Below are 17,254 nucleotides of genomic sequence, written 5' to 3' on the forward strand. Positions count from 1 at the left end.
AAAGGCCCGAGCCCGGTGGAAACACGCAACGTCCCGACGCCGAGCGCAGGCAGCGCCGCCCTCGCCCCCGACCCGGCCCGCCCCGCGCCGCACGTGCCGCCGCGCACGCTGCGGGCCCGGCGGCGCCGTCCCGCGGTGCTGGCGATGGCGGTCGCGCTGATAGCCGCCGGCGGCCTCGGCGGGGCGGTGCTCTACACCAGCTCGGGGCAGCGGATCGCCGTCCTCGCCGTCGCACGCGACGTGCCGATGGGCCAGGCGATCACCGCCGACGACCTGGTGGTCGCGCACATCGCGAGCGACCCGGCGCTGCGCCCGCTGGACGCCCGCGACCGCACCCGCACGATCGGGCTGCGGGCCACCACCGACCTCAGGCGCGGCGCCCTGCTGCTGAAGGCGGACGTCACCGCGGACGCCGCCCTGCAGCCCGGCCGACAGGTCGTCGGCCTGGCCGCCAAGCGCACCCAGCTGCCCGCCGCCCGGCTGCAGCCGGGTCTGCAGGTGCTGGTGGTGTTCACGGCCGACATCAAGAGCGACCAGTCGGCGGCCACCCGCACCCCGGAGACGCTGACCGCCGTCGTGGTGACGGTGGGCCGGGCCGACAGCGACGGCAGCCAGGTGGTCGACGTCGCCGTCCCGGCCGAGGACGGCCCGCGGCTGGCCGCGTGGGTCGCCACCGGGCGGTTCCAGGTGATCCTGGCGCCCCGCACGCAGGCCGGTGCCGGGGCTGCGCCGTCCCCGGGCAGCACCCCGGAGAGCCCCGCGGCGACCACGAACGCGACCGCGAGCGCGCTCGCGAGCCCGTCCGGCCCGGCCGCCCCGTCCCCGTCCGGCACCGCCCGCGCGACCGCCGGGCGCTCCCCGAGCAGGGGGGCCTGATGGCCGTCGTCGCCGTGGTCGGCGGTCCCGGCGCCCCCGGCGCCACCACCACCGCCCTTGCGCTGCTGCTCTCCTGGCCGCTGCGGCCGGGCCGCCGGGTGCTGCTCGCCGAGTGCGACCCGGACGGCGGCGCGGTGCTGGCCGGCGCCCTGGAGGGCCGCATCGAGGCGGTGTACGGGCTGCGCAACCTGGCCGTCGCCGACCGCCGCGGCCTGCTCGCGCAGTCGGTCTGGGAGCAGCTGATCGACCTCTCCCCGGACGGTGCCGGCGACCGCCTGCTGCTGCCCGGGCTGACCGACCCGGCGCAGGCCTCGGGGCTCGCCTACACGTGGGAGCCGCTGGCGGAGACGTTCCGCGGACTCGACCCGCAGGGCTACGACGTCATCCTCGACCTCGGCCGTTCGGGCGCCTCCGGTCCGGGCGCGGTGCTGGCCCGGCGGGCGGACGTCGTCGTGGCGGCCGTCCGGACGACGCTGCGCGGGCTGTCCGCCGCGCGGCCGCGGCTGGCCGCCCTGCGGGACGACCTGGAGGCCGCCGGGTCGGGCAGCGACGCGGTCGGCCTGCTGCCGGTCGCCGAGGGCCCGTACCCGCTGGCGGAGGCCGCCCGGGAGCTCGGGCTGCCCGCCTTCGGCCTGCTGCCGTACGCGCCGCGCACCGCGCGGGTCCTCTCGGACGGCGGCGACACCGCCGACCGCAGGTTCGTCCGTTCGGAGCTGATGCGCACGGTGCGCACGGCGGCCGACGTCATCCAGCAGGCCGCCGCCGGGCGCCGCGCACGGCTGGCCCCCGAGCCGCCGCCCGAGCAGGCGCAGCCGCGGCCGGAGGCGCTGCCGCAGCAGCCGTACCGGCCGACCCCCCGGACGCCGGGCGGCCCGGTGCTGGGGCCCGTGCACGCCCAGCAGCCGTGGGCGCCGGCCGCCGAGCAGCCGCCGGCCTACCCGCAGCACATCGCCCCGCCCGTCGCCCCGCAGCAGCCCGCGCCGGCGCCGTTCCCGCCGCAGGCCCCGGCCTCGTGGCCGCCGGCGAACGGGCAGCCGTACCCGTCGGCGCACGCACAGCCGCAGCCGTACCCGGCCGCGTACGCGCAGCCGCAGCCGCAGCCGTACGCGCAGCCGCTGCCCGGTGCGGGGGAGGTGCTGCGTGCGCGGTAGTCCGCTCCACCAGGGGCCGTCGGCGCTGCCGTGGTCCGCGCCGGCCGCCACCGGGCCGGTCCGTCCCTCGCCCGTCCCCGGGTCGGCGTCGGCCGTGCCCGCGCTGCAGCCGGTCGGCGTGCCGGTGCCCGGCGCGGTGCCGCCCGGTGTGCAGGCCGTCGTCGACCAGCAGGTCGCGCGCGAGCTGAAGCGCCAGGTTGCCGCCGAACTCCACCAGCAGCTCTCCCGGCTGGAGGGCTCCGGCGAGGTCGACCGGGCCACCCGGCGGCAGCGCGGCCGGGCACTGATCGAGGAGGCCGTCGCCCGCTGGTCGGACGCGTACGCGCAGACCCACGGGATCCCGCCCACCCGCGACCAGGACCGTGCGCTGTCGGAGGCCGTCTACGACCTGCTGTTCCGGGCCGGCCGGCTCCAGCCGTACCTCGACGACCCGGACATCGAGAACATCCTGGTCAACGGCTGCGACGACGTGTGGGTCTCCCGCGTGAACGAGCCGCTGCGGCAGGTGCCGCCGGTCGCCGACACCGACGCCGAACTCGTCGAGCTGCTGCAGGACCTGGCCCGCCAGCACGGCGGCGGCGAGCGCAGCCTCTCCACCGCCAGCCCGACGCTCGCGCTGCGCCTGGAGGGCGGCATGCGCCTCCAGGCGCTGACCGAGGTCACCCCGCGCCCGTACGTGGCGATCCGGCGGCACCGGGTCGCCTCGGCGACGCTCGGCGACCTCGTCGGGCTCGGCACGCTCGACGCGACGCTCGCGGCGTTCCTCGCGGCGGCGATCCGCGGCAAGAAGAACGTCATGGTCACCGGCACCCAGGGCGTCGGCAAGACCAGCCTGCTGCGCGCGATGGCCGCCGAGATCCCGCCGGACGAGCGGGTCGGCACCCTGGAGACCGAGTTCGAGCTGTGGCTGCACACCCTCGGCCACCTCCGCCAGGTGGTGCCGATGGAGGCCCGCGAGGGCAACGGCGAACGCGTCGACGGCCGGGTCGCGGGCGAGCTCACCATCGGCGAACTCATCCCCGCCGCGCTGCGGATGACGCTCTCCCGGATCATCGTCGGCGAGGTGCGCTCCGCCGAGGTCGTGCCGATGCTGCGCGTCATGACCAACGGCGAGGGCGGCTCCATGTGCACCCTGCACGCCCGCGCCCCGCACATGGTCGTCGACCGCATCGCCGAGCTGTGCCTCGAATACGGCGCGCACATGACCGACAGCCTGGCCTACCGGCTCACCGCCAACGCCGTCGACTTCGTCGTGCACGTCACCATGGTCGACGAGACCCCGGTCGGCGGCCGCCGGCACCGGTTCGTCTCGCACGTCCTGGAGATCACCGGCCTCGGCGAGAGCGGCCGCCCCGCGATGAACCAGGTGTTCGGCCCGCGCCCCGAGCAGGGCGAACCGCGGGCCGTGCCGCACACCCCGCCGCAGTGCCTGGACGACCTGCGCCGGGCCGGCTTCGACGCCGGCCTGCTGCAGTCGCCGTACGGGAGCTGGGGCGCCCCGCTGCCGCTGCGGATCGGCGGCGGACGCTGATGCTGCTGTACGTGATCTGCGGACTCGCCGTCGCCGGCGGGCTGGTCGCCCTGGTGGCCGGACTCGTCGGCAGCCCCGCCGGACCCGACGGGCCGTCGTCCCGCAGGGCGCCCGGCACCGGCCGGCTGCACGTCTTCTGGTACGGCGCACCGGGCGCCGCCGCACCGTCGACGGCCCGCCGGCGGCGCGTCCAGTCGGTCGTGGCGGTGCTCGGCGCGGTCGGCGCCTGGCTGTTCACCGGCATCCTGCTGACGGTGCTGCTCGTGCCGCTCGCCGTGTTCGGCCTGCCCTGGCTGTACGACGCGACCCGCTCCGACACCCGCCGGATCGAGCGCCTGGAAGCCCTCGCCGAGTGGACCCAGCGCCTCGCCGACGTGCTGCTGCTCGGTGTCGGCCTCAACCAGGCCGTCATCACCAGCCGCCGGACCGCCCCGCCCGCCCTGGAGGCGGAGATCGCCGACCTCGCCGCCCGGCTGCAGTCGCGCTGGCGGCCCGAGGACGCGCTGCGCGCCTTCGGCGACGAGATCGCCGACGCCACGGCCGACAAGGTGCTCGCCGCCCTGCTGCTGCGCTCCGGCGACAGCGGCCCCGGGCTGGCCCGGGCGCTCTCCGACCTCGCCGGGTCCGTCCGCGAGGAGGTCCGCCAGCGCCGCACCATCGAGGCCGACCGGGCCAAGCACCGCACCACCGTGCGCTGGCTGGTCGGCATCATCCTCTGCGTCGTGCTGGTGGGCGCGCTCAACTCCCGCTACACCGCGCCGTACGCGTCGGTCACCGGCCAGATCGTGCTGGCGGTGGTGGCGGCCGCGTTCGTCGGGGTGATCGCCTGGATGCGGGCGCTGGCCGCGCACGACCCGCTGCCGCGCCTGCTGGAGGACGACCGGCGCAGCAAGGCGGGCCGCATGCCCGGAGACGCCCCCGCCGACGCCGAGGCGTCCGCCGACACCGCCGTGCCGGCCGCCAAGGAGGCCCGATGATCTCGCCCTGGGCGGTGCTGGCGGGCGGTGCCGCGGCCGGCGGCCTGGCCCTGCTGCTCGCCGAACTCCGCCCGGCCCCGCCGGACCTCGGCCAGGCGCTGGGCCGGCTGCACACCACCCCCGACCCGCGGCCCGCCGAGGACGTGCGGACCTCCTGGTACGACCGGATCGGCGCCGACTCGCTGCGCCTGCCGGGTGCCCGCATCCCGCACCGGCAGCTGGCGCTGGTCGGCCGCAGCCCGGCCCGGTTCATGGCGCACAAGCTGCTGTTCGCACTGGCCGGGCTGGTGCTGCCCGGCTACCTCACCGCGATGGCCGCGCTGGGCGGCATCCACCTGACCGTCGTGGTGCCGCTCCTCGCCGGGCCGCTCCTGGCCGCGCTGCTGTGGTTCGTGCCGGACGGCATCGTCGCGGGCGAGGCGAAGGCCGCCCGGACGGAGTACCTGCACGGCATCGCCGCCTACCTGGAGCTCGTGGCCCTCGAACGCGCCGCCGACTGCGGCCCCGCCGAGGCACTGCGCCGGGCCGCCGCGGTCGGCCGCAGCACCGTCTTCCGCCGGATCAGGGACGCCCTCGAACGGGCCGCCACCGACCGGCTGCCGCCCTGGGACGGTCTCGACATCCTCGCCGCCGACCTCGGCCTGACCCCCCTTCAGGACCTCGCCGACATCATGCGGATCTCCGGCACCGACGGCGCCGCCGTGTACGACACCCTGCGTGCCCGCGCGCAGAGCCTCCGCGGCGAACTCCTCGCCGAGGAACTCGCGCAGGCCAACACCGACAGCGAGCGGATGGTCGCCCCCGGCACCGTCCTCACCCTGCTCATGACGGTGCTGATCGTCTTCCCCGCGCTGTACCAGATGCTCGACGTCACCTGAGGCCCAGCAGCCTCTTCCGACCGCCCCCGTCCTGGAGACCACACCATGACCTCGACCACGGCACAGACCCCGACCCCGTCCGAACGGCGCCCGGCACCCGCGCGGGTGCTCGCCGCCGCACTCGGCCACGCACACCTGCTCCTCGCCGCCCTGCTGGCGACGGTGCTCGCCCCCGCCCGGCTCGGCAGGCCGGTGCTCGACCACCGCCTCGGCCGGCTGCGCGCCGCCCGGGCCGCCGGCGACCGCGGGGCGATCAGCATCGAGCTCGCGCTGACGATCATCGTGATGGTCGCCATCGCCGGCGCGGTGCTCGCCGCCGTCAAGGTGCTCGCCGGAAAGGCCAAGGACAACATCCCCACGGAGATCCCGGACGCCGCCGACGGAGGCGTCGCTCCGTGAGCCTCCGCCCGGTCCTGCTCCACGCCGTCCGCGACCGCGGGGCCGTCGTCCTCGGTCTGGCCATCGTGTTCCCGATCGTGCTGACCGCCGTCATGCTCGTGGTGCAGGCCTCGCTCTGGTGGTACGCCGACCAGGTCGCCCTCACCGCGCTGCGCGAGGGCGTCGACGCGGGCCGGGAACTCGGCGCCACCGCGGACGCCGGGGACGGCCGGGTGGCGGAGTTCCTCGGGCGGTTCGGCAGGCTCGCCCAGCTCGACAGCGTCGACCACGCCGGATCGGACGACGAGGTGCAGAAGATGACGGTGACCGTGCGCCCGCAGTCGGTGCTGCCGTTCTTCGACGGGCTGCGCATCACCGAGACGCTCAGCGCACCGCGCGAGCGGTTCGTCCCGCAGGGGGCGCAGCCGTGAGCGCACCCGCCCCGGCGGCGGCGCGGCGGCGCGACGCGGGAGCCGTACCGGTGGAGGCGGCGATGCTGCTGCCGGTCGTCCTCGCGTTCGTGCTGATCGTCGTCGCCGCCGGGCGGGTGCAGAGCACCGGTGCGGTCGTCGACGCCGCGGCCCGGGCCGGCGCCCGGGCCGCGTCGCTCGCCCGCACCGAGGAGGGCGCCCGCTCGGCCGCCGAGGACGCCGTACGGGAGGTCCTCGGCCGGCGCGGTGTGCAGTGCGGGCAGGACGCGCAGTCGCCCGTCGCGTTCGGCACCATGGCGGGCCCCGGCGGCGACCTCGACACCGTCACCGTCACCGTGCGGTGCGCGGTGCCGCTGCGGGACCTGCTGGGCGTGGACGCCCTGCACGGCAACAAGACCATGACGGGCACGTTCACCTCGGTCGTCGACCGCTACCGCGGTGACTGAGCGTACGAACACGAAGGGGCAGGGGGGTCCGATGACACACCGGGGGAGCATCCGGCGGCGCCGCGGGCGGCCGGACGACGGCGCGCTGTCGGTGTACATCGCCATCTGCGCGGCCGCCCTGCTCATCCTGGTCGGCATCGTGCTCGACCTCGGCGGCCGGCTGCGTGCCGTCGAGCGCGCGGACGCCCGCGCGCAGGAGGCGGCCCGCGCCGCCGTCCAGCAGCTGGACGTCGACGCGGTGCTGTCCGGCAAGGGCTACCGCATCCTCGACGGCCCGGCGGCCGAGGCCGCCGCGGCCTACCTGAGGCCCTACGGCCTGACCGCCGAGACCCGCCTGGTGGACGACGGCACCGTCGAGGTGCACGCCACCGGCACCTACACCACCGCCCTGCTCGGCGGGGTGCTCCCCGACTTCACCCATCTCGAGGTGCACGGGTCCGGCAGGGCCACCCTCGTGCACGGCATCACGGAAGCGGAGAACGGCTGATGGCCGCGCGACGAGCCAACGACCCCGCACACAGGGCCCGTCCGGGCCACGGGACGCCACCGGGCGGCAACCGCAGACCCGTTCCGGTACGCCGTCGCCGCCGCGCCGGCTCGGTGGCCGCGGCACTCGCCTCCCTGGCGGTGCTGCTCGTCCTGCTCGCCGGCCTGCCGGCCGTGCTGCTGTACGGCACGCTCGCCGTCACCTCGGCGGGCGGCCCGGAGACGGGCGGCAGCGTGGCCGAGCTGCTCACCACCCCCGACGACGGCCGGCTGTTCCTGTGGGCACTGGTCGGTGTCGGCTGGATCGCGTGGCTCTGCTTCGCGTTCGCGGTGCTGCTGGAGATCCCCGCGCAGCTGCGCGGCCGGGTCGCCCGGCGGATCCCGGCGTTCGGCTGGAGCCAGCGGCTCGCGGCGGGCCTGGTCGGTTCGGTGATCGCCCTGCTGCCGGTGGCCGGTTCGGCGTTCGCCGCGGCCCCGGAGCACGGCACCCGTACCGCCGCCACGGCCCTCGCCCTGCCCGCCGCGGGCGGGTTCGCCGCCCTGCCCGCCGCGGCCCCGGCCGCCGCGCCGGCCGCACCCGCGCTCGACCGGCCGACGTACACGGTGCGCGACACCCGCCCCGCGGACAGCCTCTGGTCGATCGCCGAGCACCAACTCGGCTCGGGCGAACGGTGGCAGGAGATCGCCGACCTCAACAAGGGCCGGGTGATGGACGATGCGGGCCGCCGCTTCGACGCCGACCGGCCGATCCACCCCGGGTGGAAGCTGCTCATGCCCGCCGGGGCGAAGGCCGACGCGGCCCCCGCGCAGCAGCCCGCCGCGGAGCCGCCGGCACCGCAGCACGCCTCCGTCACGGTCGCGCCCGGGGACAGCCTCTCCGGCATCGCCCAGCGCGAACTCGGCAGCGGCGACGCCTGGCCCCGGCTCTTCGAGGCCAACAAGGGCGTCCGCGCGCCCGACGGCGAGCGGCTGACCGACCCGGACGTCCTGGTGCCCGGCACCGTGCTGGCCATCCCCGGGGCGCGGGCCGACCAGCCGGCCCCGCCGACCGTGCCGCAGCAGCCCGGGGAGCAGCCGGACGGGGCCGGGCAGCCGCCGGCCGCCACCCCGGCACCGGCCCTGCCCGCACCCGCGACCCCCGCACCCGCCGCATCCGCACCCGCGACGCCCGCACCGTCGGCGCCCGTGCAGGGCCCGCAGGCCCCGGCCGCCGCCGACCCGGCGCAGCAGCCGTCCGACGACTACAGCACCGCGCTCGCCGCCTCGACCATCGGCGTGCTGCTCGCCGCCGTCATGGTCGGGGCGGTCGCCCGCCGCCGCGGCGACCAGCAGCGGGCCCGGCGCCCGCGGCACCGCATCGCCATGCCCGAGGCCCCGGCCGCCGCCTTCGAGGCCGAGCTGAAGGCCCGGCAGAACGTGCCCGCCCTGGAGCTGCTGGACCGCGCGCTGCGCACCCTGGCGCGCAACACCGTGCGCACCGGCAAGCGGCTGCCCGTGCTGGTGGCCGCCCGGATCACCCCCGGCCGCACCGTCGAACTCCACCTGGCCGCACCGGCGGTGCCGATCGCGCCGTTCCGCGCCGCGCACGCGAACAACGTGTGGTGGTGCCCGGAGGACTCCTCCGACCTGCTGTCGCCCGGGCAGGCCGCGAAGGCCGCGGCACCCTACCCGGCACTCGTCACCCTGGGCGTCGCCCCGGACGGCTCGATCGTGCTCGCCGACCTGGAGACCGTGCGGCTGGTGCACCTCGCCGGACACCCCGACGACGCCCGCGACGTGCTGCGCACCCTGGCCGTGGAACTCGCGCACAGCCCGCTCGCGGACCGCCTGCACCTGCACCTGGTCGGTTTCGACGACCTGCCGGTGGCCGGCCGGGCCGCCGAACGCGTGCACCGCTACGACTCGCTGGAGCAGGCGCTCGGCGCCGTCGGCCCGCGGGCCGCCCGGGCGCGGGCCACGCTCGTGGCGGCGGAGGCGAGCAGTCCGCGCGACGCCCGCAGCCGCGGGGCGGCCGACGAGTCGTGGGTGCCGGAGATCGTGCTCTCCGCCCAGCCCCCGGACGGCGACGTGCCCGCCGAACTCGGCCGGCTGCTGGACGCCAAGCCGCGCAGCTGTGTCTCCGTGGTCACCCGCGCGCCCGAGCGCGGTGCCGGGCCGGTGGCGCGCTGGACCCTGCCCAGCACCGGCGCGGCCACCCTGCCGGGCCTGCACCTCCAGGTCGAGCTGCAGCGCCTCGACGCCGTCCAGTACGCCCACCTCGGCGAGCTGGTCCGCACCTCGGGCGACACCGCGCAGCACCCGGCGCCGGAGTGGACGCTGGACGGCCCCGGGACCGACCTCGAACCGGTCGAGCACCTCGTGCCGGTCTCCGTCGGGGCGCCGTCCGCCGACGGGCCGGCCGAGGCCGGGGGCGCCGCGCCGCGCCCGGTCACCCGGGTGATCGGCACCGGCGTCAGCCCGTTCGCGGGCACGGTGCCGACGGCGACCCCGCCGCAGGCGGTGGCTCCCCTGCAGCCGGTGCTGCCGGCCGTGGAGCCCGGTCCGCAGCCCGGTCCGCAGGCCGCGCCGCCTGCGCACCCGTACGCCGTTCCGCAGGACAGTGCGGTGGCCGTCCCTCCGGCGGACCCGCGGCCGGCCCGGCACAGCGCCAACGGCGCCGGGCGGCACGCCTCCGGCAGCGGCCACCCGCAGCCGCCGTTCCCCCAGCCGTCGCTCCCGCAGCAGTCCGCCGCGCTGCCGCCGGCGCCGCCGGCCCGTGCGGCGGAGCCGGTGCCCGGGCGGCTGCCCGAGCGGGCGCCGGAGCCGGTGCCGACCCACGACCCGGCGCCGGACACGGCCGCGCCGCCCGCCCCGGGCCGCCCCTCGGGGCAGGGCCGCACCGACAGCGCCGACCTGCTGGCCATCCTCCGCTCGCCGGAGGCCCACGCGGGACGGACGGCGCCCCGCATCCGGCTGCTCGGTCCGGTCGACGTGAGCGGCGCGGCCGGCACGGCCGAGCCCGCCGCCGTGCCGCGCCTCACCGAGCTGGCCGCGCTGCTGGCGCTGCGTCCGGGGGTCGAGCACACCGCGCTCGACCAGGTGCTGCACCCGGGCGGCGCCCACCTCGCCGACCCGGCCGACGGGCACGCGCCGACCAGTCCGCTGCCCGGCCGGCTGACCCGGCTGGCGGCCTGGCTGGGCGGTGCCCCGGACGGGCGCCCGTTCCTGCGGATCGACCGGCCCGACGGCTACACCTTCGCCCCCACGGTGACCTGCGACTGGGACGAGTTCCGCAGTCTCTACCGGCGCGGCATGCGCTCGACCAGCACGACCGCCGACGCGGCCCTCGCGCACGCCCTGGCGCTGGTGCGCGGCGCACCGTTCGCGGAGGCCCCCGCCGACGCGTACGGCTGGGCCGAGGCCGAGCGGCAGGACATGATCGCCGCGATCGTCGACACGGCGCACGAACTCGCCGCCCGCCGGCTGCAGTACGGCGACCACCGCACCGCCGAGGCCGCGATCTTCCGCGGGCTCGCGGTCGCCCCGGACGTCGAGCTGCTGCACCGCGACCTCTTCTACGCCTACGCCTCGGTCGGCGCCCGCGACCAGCTCGTCCGGGCGGTCAACCGCCTGGACGCGCTGAGCCGGCGCACCGGCCGCGACCTCGACCCGGACACGGTGGCGCTGCTGCGCGACCTGCTGGCGGCCTGACGGCAGCCGGGCCGGGTCCAGGACCCGCGGTCCAGGGGCCACGCCACCGGTGGAGCATGAGCACCGGTGGCGTTCGGCGGTTCCCGGTCGTCGGGCCCTCGCGGTCGTCCGTGCCAGGACGGCAGGGGGCTCGGTACCGTCCGGGGCATGACGGTACCGAGCCCGGGAAGGGCCGCGGCGACCCCGGCGCGGAGCTCCCTGCACGGGCTTGACCTCAAGTCCGCTTCACCTTGCACGCTGGTGCCGTCAGGTCGGGAGCGAGCAGGGGAGCGGTCGTGCGGGCAGTGTGGTTGACGGAGTTCGGCGGGCCCGGGGTACTGGTGGCGGGGGAGGCGCCGGACCCGGTGCCCGGCCCGGGAGAGGTGCTGGTGGACGTCGCGTTCGCCAACATCACCTTCGTCGAGACGCAGTTCCGGGCGTCCGGCCGGGGCCCGTTCGCGGCCCGGCCGCCGCTGATCCCCGGCAACGGGGTCGGCGGGGTGGTCGCCGCCGTCGGCGAGGGCGTGGACGACGCGCTGCTCGGCCGCCGGGTGGTGACCGCCACCGGCGGGTCCGGCGGGTACGCCGCGCGGGCGGCGGTCCCCGCGGCGGGGGTGTTCGAGGTGCCGGACGGCCTCGCGCTCGACGACGCCGTGGCCCTGCTCGCCGACGGCCGGACGGCGCTGCTCCAGCTGCGCGCCGCCCGGGTGGCGGCCGGCGACCGGGTGCTCGTGGAGGCCGCCGCCGGAGGAGTCGGCAGCCTGCTCGTGCAGCTGGCCTCCGCCGCCGGCGCGACCGTGGTCGGCGCGGCGGGTGGCCCGCACAAGGCGGAACTGGCCGCCGGGCTCGGCGCGGCGACCGGCGTCGACTACCTCCGGCCGGACTGGACGGACCGGGTGCGCGAGGCGCACGGCGGCGTGGACGTCGTGCTCGACGGCGTCGGCGGCCCGATCGCGCGGCACGCGTTCGACCTGCTCGCGCCGGGCGGACGCATGGTCAGCTACGGCCTGGCCGGCGGGGAGTGGGCGGAGATCCCGCCGGAGCTCGCCGCCGCCCGGGGCGTCGAGCTGGTCGGCCCGTCCCGGCCCGACCCGGCACTGATGCGGACGCTCACCGCCGAGGCCCTGGCGGCGGGCGCGGCGGGCCGGCTGCGGCCGGTGATCGGGCTGCGCCTGCCGCTGGAGGAGGCCGCGCGGGCCCATGCCGCGATCGAGGGCCGGGAGACGACCGGCAAGACCCTGCTCGTCGTCTGACGGCGGGTCCGATCGGCATTCCGGAATTCGTTCGAGGACGGTCGTGGCCCGGTCCTAGGATCGGGCCATGACCGCTCCCGTCCACCCTCCCAAGCCGAGCCCGGGCGACCGGATCGCCGTGCTCTCCCCGTCGTCCGGCCTGGCCGGGCTCCTCCCGCTGCCGTACGAGCTCGGTGTCCGGCGCCTGGCCGAGGAGTTCGGCCTGAAGCCGGTGGAGTACGCCACCACCCGCCGGTTCGGCAGCACCCCGCAGGACCGCGCCGCGGACCTCCACGCGGCCTTCGCCGACCCGGAGATCAAGGCCGTCGTCGCGACGATCGGCGGCGACGACCAGATCACCCTGCTGCCGCACCTGGACGACGAGCTCATCCGGGCCAACCCGAAGCCGTTCTTCGGGTTCAGCGACAACACCAACCTCCTCACCCACCTGTGGAACCTCGGCATCGTCGCCTACCACGGGGCGAGCGTGATGACGCAGTACGGCCGCCCCGGCGCCCTGCACCCGGTGACCGCCGCCTCCGCCCGCGCCGCGCTCTTCACCCCGGGGCCGTACGAGCTCACCGAGCCCGCCGACTTCAACGACATCGACCTGCCCTGGGACGACCCGGCGACGTTCGCCGGCGAGCCGCCGATGCAGCCCGCGCACGGCTGGACGTGGCACCGTCCCGAGCGGGTCGTCGAGGGCGTCAGCTGGGGCGGCAACCTGGAGATCCTCGGCTGGCTCATGATGGCCGACCGCGGCATCCGCGCCCCCGAGGCGTACGAGGGCTGCGTGCTCTTCCTGGAGACCTCCGAGGAGCTCCCGGGCGGCGAGGAGGTGTTCCGCCTCCTGCGGAACATGGGCGAACGCGGCCTGCTGGCCCGGTTCCCCGCGCTGCTCATGGGCCGCGCCAAGGCCTGGTCGTTCGACCGGCGCCACACGCCGGAGGAGCGCGAGGCCCACCGCACCGGGCAGCGCGAGGCGGTGCTGCGCGCGCTCGCCGCGTACGCCCCCGACACCATGGCGGTCTTCGACGTCGACCTCGGCCACACCGACCCGCAGGTGGTGATCCCCTACGGCGGCCTGATCCGCGTCGACGGGCCCGCCCGCCGGATCACCGTCACCTACTGACGCCCCGGACCGCCCGCCCGACGGCCGCACCGGCACCGGCACCGGCACCCGCCCCGCCCCCGCCCCCGCCGCGGCGCACGGGTGCCGCTGCGGCCGGGCGGTCCTGACGGCGCGACGGACCGGGCGTGTTCGCGCACCCGGCCTGGAGCCGCCGGGGGATCACCCCGTATGGTGGCGAAATCGGGGCGCGGTGGTGGTCACTGTGCAGGCACGGACGATGTCGCTGCTGGCGGCGGGGCGGGGCGGTGACCGGGCGTGTCGGACGTGACAGCGGCCTCCGGGGGAGGCGAACGGACACCGTTCGACCACGACCCGGGCAGCGGACCCGCCGACCGCCAGGCGCCGGCCCCGATGCCCACGACCGGCTGGACGACGACGATGCCGGCCGTCACCCTGCCCCCGGCTCCGCCCCCCGCCCCGGTTCCCGCGGCAGCCCAGGCACCGGCCCCGCCGCCCCTGCGCGGCATGGGCGCCGGACTGCGCGGCCGGATCCTCGTCGTCGAGGGCGGCTACGGCAGCACCGGCCGCCGCCCCTGGGGCCGCGGCTCCGCGCAGGCACCCGTGCTGTCGGCGATGCTCGCGGCCGTCCCCCCGCACGTCCTGCTGGCCGCCGACGCGGTCGACGCCGTCCACCTGCCCGGCGCCGGCGACCCGCCGACGGTGCTCGCGCACCTGCGCGCCGCCGCCCGCCACCCGGGCCCGCTGCTGGTGCACCTGGGCGGGCACCTCGTCACCGACCGGCGCGCCGAGCAGCTCTTCCTGACCCTGCGTGACTCCCGCGGCCACGAGAGCCTGCCCTGGCAGGCGGTCGCGGCGGAGCTCCAGCACCGCCCGCAGGACTGGGACACCCTCGTCGTCGCCGACCTGAGCGCCGACCAGACCGCGTGGCCGCTCGTGCAGAGCACGATCTCCCCGCTCACCGACGGCGTGCCGCTGTGGGCCGTCGTCAACCCCGACCCCGACCAGGTCGGCATGTTCACCCGTGCGCTCATCGAGGTGCTGCACGTCGGCGTGCCCGGCGCCGGACCCGTCCTCGCCCCGGAGCACCTGCGCGGCCAGGTGCAGTCGGTGCTGCGCCCCGAGGCCGCGGTGCTCGTCTCGCACGCGCCCGACCGCCCGGTCTTCCGCAACACCTCCCGGCGCATCGGCGACCCCTCCACGGAGGCCCGGCTCAGCGGCGCGCCGCGCCCGGCGGCCGTGCAGCCGCGGCACCCCGGCGACCGGCAGGCCCGTCCGCGGCCCGCCGCGTCCGCACCGGCCGCGCGGCGGGTGGAGCTGGCGAAGCCGGTCGCCGCCGCGCCGCGCGGCCCGGTGTCGCTGCTGAAGCCCGGGGTGCCGCCCACCCCGCCCCGCCCGGTCCGTCCGGTGTCGCTGGTGAAGGGCCGCCCGCTCGGCGCGGCCGACCCGGCCGAGGTCCTCGCCCCGGTGGAGGCACTGCCGGCGCCGCCCGCCGAGGTGCCGTTCGCCGCTGTGCTGCCCGCCGCCGCGCCGGTGACTGCGGCCGTACCCGAGCCCGAGGCCGTATCCGAGCCCGAGCCCGAGCCCGAGGCCGAGGCGGTACCCGAGCCCGAGCCCGCGGACGGCCCCCGGCCGGAGCGCGAGCAGGCGAAGGACCCGCTGGCCGACTACCGCGAGGCCGTCGGCCGGATCGTGCTGGCGGCCGACGCGGGCGAGCACGACTCCGCCGCGGAGCTGGCCCTCGCGCTGGAGGAACAGGCGGTGGACACCCACGGGCCGCTCGCCGCCGAGGTGCTGCAGGTGCGTCAGGTGCGGGCGCACGTCTCCCGTCTGGCGGGCCGGACGGTGCTGGCGGCGGACCTGTACCGGCAGGTCGCGCTCGCCCTGCTGCGCAGCTCGGGGGCGGACGACCCGGAGACGCAGCGGGCCGCGACCAACGCGGAGGCGTGCTGGCGTGCGGTGGGCGACCGCGCGGAGGCGCTGCGGATCGCGCCGGAGATCATCGAGCTGCGGGCCCACCTGCCCGGCCCGGAGGGCCGGAAGCTGCGGGCGGCGGAGCGGCACCTGGCGAAGCTGGCCGCACAGCCCTGACGGGCGGCGGCGTGGTGCGTGCCGTCCGCCCGTCAGGGTCGTGCGGTGCCGTCAGCGGGCGCCGCCGTTGATGTAGAGGGTCTGCCCGCTCACGTACGAGGCGTCCTCGCTGGCGAGGAAGGCGACGACCGAGGCGACCTCCTCGGGCCGGCCGACGCGGCGCAGCGGGGTGCGTTCGGCGGCCATGGCCTGGTGGTCCTCGGCGCGGGCGCCGACGCGTTCGGCGGTGGCGGCGGTCATCGCGGTGGCGATGTAGCCGGGGGCGACGGCGTTGACGTTGATGTTGTAGGGGCCGAGCTCGATGGCGAGGGTGGCGGTGAGGCCCTGGATGCCGGCCTTGGCGGCGGCGTAGTTGGCCTGGCCGCGGTTGCCGAGGGCGGAGCGCGAGCTGAGCGAGACGATCTTGCCGTACTTCTGCTGCACCATGTACGCCTGCGCGACGTGGGCGCAGTTGTAGGCGCTGGTGAGGTTGACGGTGATGACGGCGTCCCAGTCGTCCTTGGGCATCCTGAAGAAGAGGTTGTCGCGGGTGATGCCCGCGTTGTTGACGAGGATGTGCAGCGCCCCGAGGTCGGCGACGACCCGGGCGAAGGCGGCCTCGACGGCGTCGTGGTCGGCGACGTCGCAGCCGTAGGCGCGGGCGGTGCCGCCCTTGGCGGTGATGGCGTCGACGGTGGCCTGCGCGCGCTCGGCGGTGAGGTCGACGACGGCGACGGCCGCGCCCTCCTCGGCGAGGCGTTCGGCGGTGGCGGCACCGATGCCCTGGGCGGCGCCGGTCACCACGGCGACCTTGCCGGCGAATCGTGTCATGGGAGTGCCTCTCAGGAGTTCTCGACGAGTACGGCGGTGCCCTGTCCGACGCCGACGCACATGGTGGCCAGGCCGTGCCGGGCGCCGGTGCGGCGCATGCGGTGCAGCAGGGTGGTGAGGATGCGGGCGCCGGAGCCGCCGAGCGGGTGGCCGAGGGCGATGGCGCCGCCGCTGGGGTTGACGAGTGCGGGGTCGAAGCCGAGCTCGCCGATGCAGGCGAGCGCCTGGGCGGCGAACGCCTCGTTGAACTCGGCCTCCTGGACGTCGCCGACCTGCCATCCGGCCCGGGCGAGGACCTTGCGGGTGGCGGGTACCGGCCCGATGCCCATGACGTCGGGGTGCACCCCGGCGGAGGCGCCGGCGACGTAGCGGCCGAGGGATTCCAGGCCGAGGCGTTCGAGGGCGTCCTCGCCGACGAGCAGCAGCGCCGCGGCGCCGTCGTTCATGGGGGAGGCGTTGCCGGCGGTGACGGTGCCGCCGGGGCGGAAGACGGGCTTGAGGGCGGCGAGGCGCTCCATGGTGGTGTCCTCGCGGACGGACTCGTCGCGGGTGACCTCGACGCCGTCGGGGCGGACGGCCGGCAGGATCTCGGCGTCGAAGTGGCCGTCCTTGCGGGCGGCGGCGGCGAGCCGGTGGCTGCGCAGGGCGAACGCGTCCTGCTGTTCGCGGGTGATGCCGTACCGTGCGGCGACCTCCTCGGCGGTCTCGCCCATGGAGAGCACGCCGTGCAGGTCCTTCATGCGCGGGTTGGTGAGCCGCCAGCCGAGCCGGGTGTCGTGGGTCTCGATGCGGTGCGGCAGTGCCTCGTCGGGGCGGGGCAGCACGAACGGCGCCCGGCTCATCGACTCGCAGCCGCCGGCGACGACGACGTCGGCCTCGCCGGAGCCGATCGCGCGGGCGGCGGTGGTGACGGCCTCCAGGCCGGAGGCGCAGAGGCGGTTGACGGTGGCGCCGGGGATGCTGTCGGGCAGGCCGGCCAGCAGGACGGCCATCCGGGCGGCGTTGCGGTTGTCCTCGCCGGACTGGTTGGCGGCGCCCCAGTAGACGTCGTCGATCAGGGCCGGGTCGAGCTGCGGCACGTCGGCGAGCAGCCCGGTGAGGACGGCGGCCGACAGGTCGTCGGGCCGGACGGCGGACAGTGCGCCGCGCAGCTTCCCGATGGGGGTGCGGCGGGCGGCGGCGAAGTGGACGGGTCGCACGTCGGTGTG

The 17,254-nt window shown here is 77.4% G+C and carries 15 protein-coding genes; 13 read left to right on the top strand and 2 right to left on the bottom strand.

The window, feature by feature from the left end; translation table 11 throughout:
- Positions 1-15 precede the first annotated feature (15 nt).
- The 13 genes from SNE206_RS00115 to SNE206_RS00175 all read left to right on the top strand — a co-directional run bounded on the left by SNE206_RS00115 (position 16) and on the right by SNE206_RS00175 (position 15,236).
- Positions 16-876 carry an SAF domain-containing protein gene (locus SNE206_RS00115; RefSeq protein WP_407911219.1) on the top strand — a complete coding sequence of 287 codons (861 nt, stop codon included), beginning with the start codon at positions 16-18 and terminating at the stop codon, positions 874-876.
- On the top strand, positions 876-2,027 hold the full coding sequence (locus tag SNE206_RS00120) for a hypothetical protein (RefSeq protein WP_407911220.1): 1,152 nt from the start codon (positions 876-878) through the stop codon (positions 2,025-2,027). Before SNE206_RS00115 ends, SNE206_RS00120 begins: the two co-directional genes overlap by 1 nt.
- Positions 2,017-3,558 carry an ATPase, T2SS/T4P/T4SS family gene (locus tag SNE206_RS00125; protein ID WP_407911221.1) on the top strand — a complete coding sequence of 514 codons (1,542 nt, stop codon included), beginning with the start codon at positions 2,017-2,019 and terminating at the stop codon, positions 3,556-3,558. The genes SNE206_RS00120 and SNE206_RS00125 overlap by 11 nt, the downstream gene beginning before the upstream one ends.
- Positions 3,558-4,535 carry a type II secretion system F family protein gene (locus SNE206_RS00130; protein ID WP_407911222.1) on the top strand — a complete coding sequence of 326 codons (978 nt, stop codon included), beginning with the start codon at positions 3,558-3,560 and terminating at the stop codon, positions 4,533-4,535. The genes SNE206_RS00125 and SNE206_RS00130 overlap by 1 nt, the downstream gene beginning before the upstream one ends.
- The gene (locus SNE206_RS00135; RefSeq protein ID WP_407911223.1) at positions 4,532-5,413 is read left to right on the top strand and encodes a hypothetical protein; all 882 of its coding nucleotides are present in this window, start codon (positions 4,532-4,534) and stop codon (positions 5,411-5,413) included. The genes SNE206_RS00130 and SNE206_RS00135 overlap by 4 nt, the downstream gene beginning before the upstream one ends.
- 45 nt (positions 5,414-5,458) lie before the next feature.
- Positions 5,459-5,812 (top strand): hypothetical protein, encoded by a 354-nt coding sequence (locus tag SNE206_RS00140; protein WP_407911224.1) that lies wholly within the window; start codon positions 5,459-5,461, stop codon positions 5,810-5,812.
- Positions 5,809-6,222 (top strand): TadE family protein, encoded by a 414-nt coding sequence (locus SNE206_RS00145; protein ID WP_407911225.1) that lies wholly within the window; start codon positions 5,809-5,811, stop codon positions 6,220-6,222. The genes SNE206_RS00140 and SNE206_RS00145 overlap by 4 nt, the downstream gene beginning before the upstream one ends.
- A complete protein-coding gene (locus tag SNE206_RS00150) occupies positions 6,219-6,668 on the top strand; it encodes a TadE/TadG family type IV pilus assembly protein (RefSeq protein ID WP_407911226.1) in 450 nt (149 codons plus the stop codon). Before SNE206_RS00145 ends, SNE206_RS00150 begins: the two co-directional genes overlap by 4 nt.
- A 31-nt stretch (positions 6,669-6,699) precedes the next feature.
- On the top strand, positions 6,700-7,155 hold the full coding sequence (locus tag SNE206_RS00155) for a hypothetical protein (RefSeq protein ID WP_407911227.1): 456 nt from the start codon (positions 6,700-6,702) through the stop codon (positions 7,153-7,155).
- Positions 7,155-10,844 carry a LysM peptidoglycan-binding domain-containing protein gene (locus SNE206_RS00160; protein WP_407911228.1) on the top strand — a complete coding sequence of 1,230 codons (3,690 nt, stop codon included), beginning with the start codon at positions 7,155-7,157 and terminating at the stop codon, positions 10,842-10,844. Before SNE206_RS00155 ends, SNE206_RS00160 begins: the two co-directional genes overlap by 1 nt.
- 275 nt (positions 10,845-11,119) lie before the next feature.
- The gene (locus SNE206_RS00165; RefSeq protein WP_407911229.1) at positions 11,120-12,076 is read left to right on the top strand and encodes a zinc-binding dehydrogenase; all 957 of its coding nucleotides are present in this window, start codon (positions 11,120-11,122) and stop codon (positions 12,074-12,076) included.
- A 67-nt stretch (positions 12,077-12,143) separates the two neighbouring features.
- On the top strand, positions 12,144-13,187 hold the full coding sequence (locus tag SNE206_RS00170) for a S66 peptidase family protein (protein ID WP_407911230.1): 1,044 nt from the start codon (positions 12,144-12,146) through the stop codon (positions 13,185-13,187).
- 255 nt (positions 13,188-13,442) lie between these two features.
- Entirely contained in the window at positions 13,443-15,236 is a 1,794-nt protein-coding gene (locus tag SNE206_RS00175) for a hypothetical protein (RefSeq protein ID WP_407911231.1), read from the top strand.
- A 51-nt stretch (positions 15,237-15,287) separates the two neighbouring features.
- On the opposite strand, the gene fabG is transcribed toward SNE206_RS00175, so the two are convergent.
- Together fabG and SNE206_RS00185 are read right to left on the bottom strand one after the other, a co-directional pair.
- Positions 15,288-16,046 carry a 3-oxoacyl-ACP reductase FabG gene (fabG, locus tag SNE206_RS00180; protein WP_407911232.1) on the bottom strand — a complete coding sequence of 253 codons (759 nt, stop codon included), beginning with the start codon at positions 16,044-16,046 and terminating at the stop codon, positions 15,288-15,290.
- A gap of 11 nt (positions 16,047-16,057) precedes the next feature.
- Positions 16,058-17,245, bottom strand: coding sequence for a thiolase family protein (locus SNE206_RS00185; protein ID WP_407911233.1), 1,188 nt, complete (start codon positions 17,243-17,245; stop codon positions 16,058-16,060).
- Positions 17,246-17,254: the final 9 nt, after the last annotated feature.

It is taken from the genome of Kitasatospora sp. NE20-6 (genome assembly GCF_045862635.1).

Excerpts from the sequence above, each read along its gene's own strand:
- SNE206_RS00120 (WP_407911220.1), top strand. The coding sequence starts at position 876 with ATGGCCGTCGTCGCCGTGGTCGGCGGTCCCGGCGCCCCCGGCGCCACC.
- SNE206_RS00130 (WP_407911222.1), top strand. The coding sequence starts at position 3,558 with ATGCTGCTGTACGTGATCTGCGGACTCGCCGTCGCCGGCGGGCTGGTC.
- SNE206_RS00135 (WP_407911223.1), top strand. The coding sequence starts at position 4,532 with ATGATCTCGCCCTGGGCGGTGCTGGCGGGCGGTGCCGCGGCCGGCGGC.
- SNE206_RS00140 (WP_407911224.1), top strand. The coding sequence starts at position 5,459 with ATGACCTCGACCACGGCACAGACCCCGACCCCGTCCGAACGGCGCCCG.
- SNE206_RS00155 (WP_407911227.1), top strand. The coding sequence starts at position 6,700 with ATGACACACCGGGGGAGCATCCGGCGGCGCCGCGGGCGGCCGGACGAC.
- SNE206_RS00160 (WP_407911228.1), top strand. The coding sequence starts at position 7,155 with ATGGCCGCGCGACGAGCCAACGACCCCGCACACAGGGCCCGTCCGGGC.
- SNE206_RS00170 (WP_407911230.1), top strand. The coding sequence starts at position 12,144 with ATGACCGCTCCCGTCCACCCTCCCAAGCCGAGCCCGGGCGACCGGATC.
- fabG (WP_407911232.1), bottom strand. The coding sequence starts at position 16,046 with ATGACACGATTCGCCGGCAAGGTCGCCGTGGTGACCGGCGCCGCCCAG.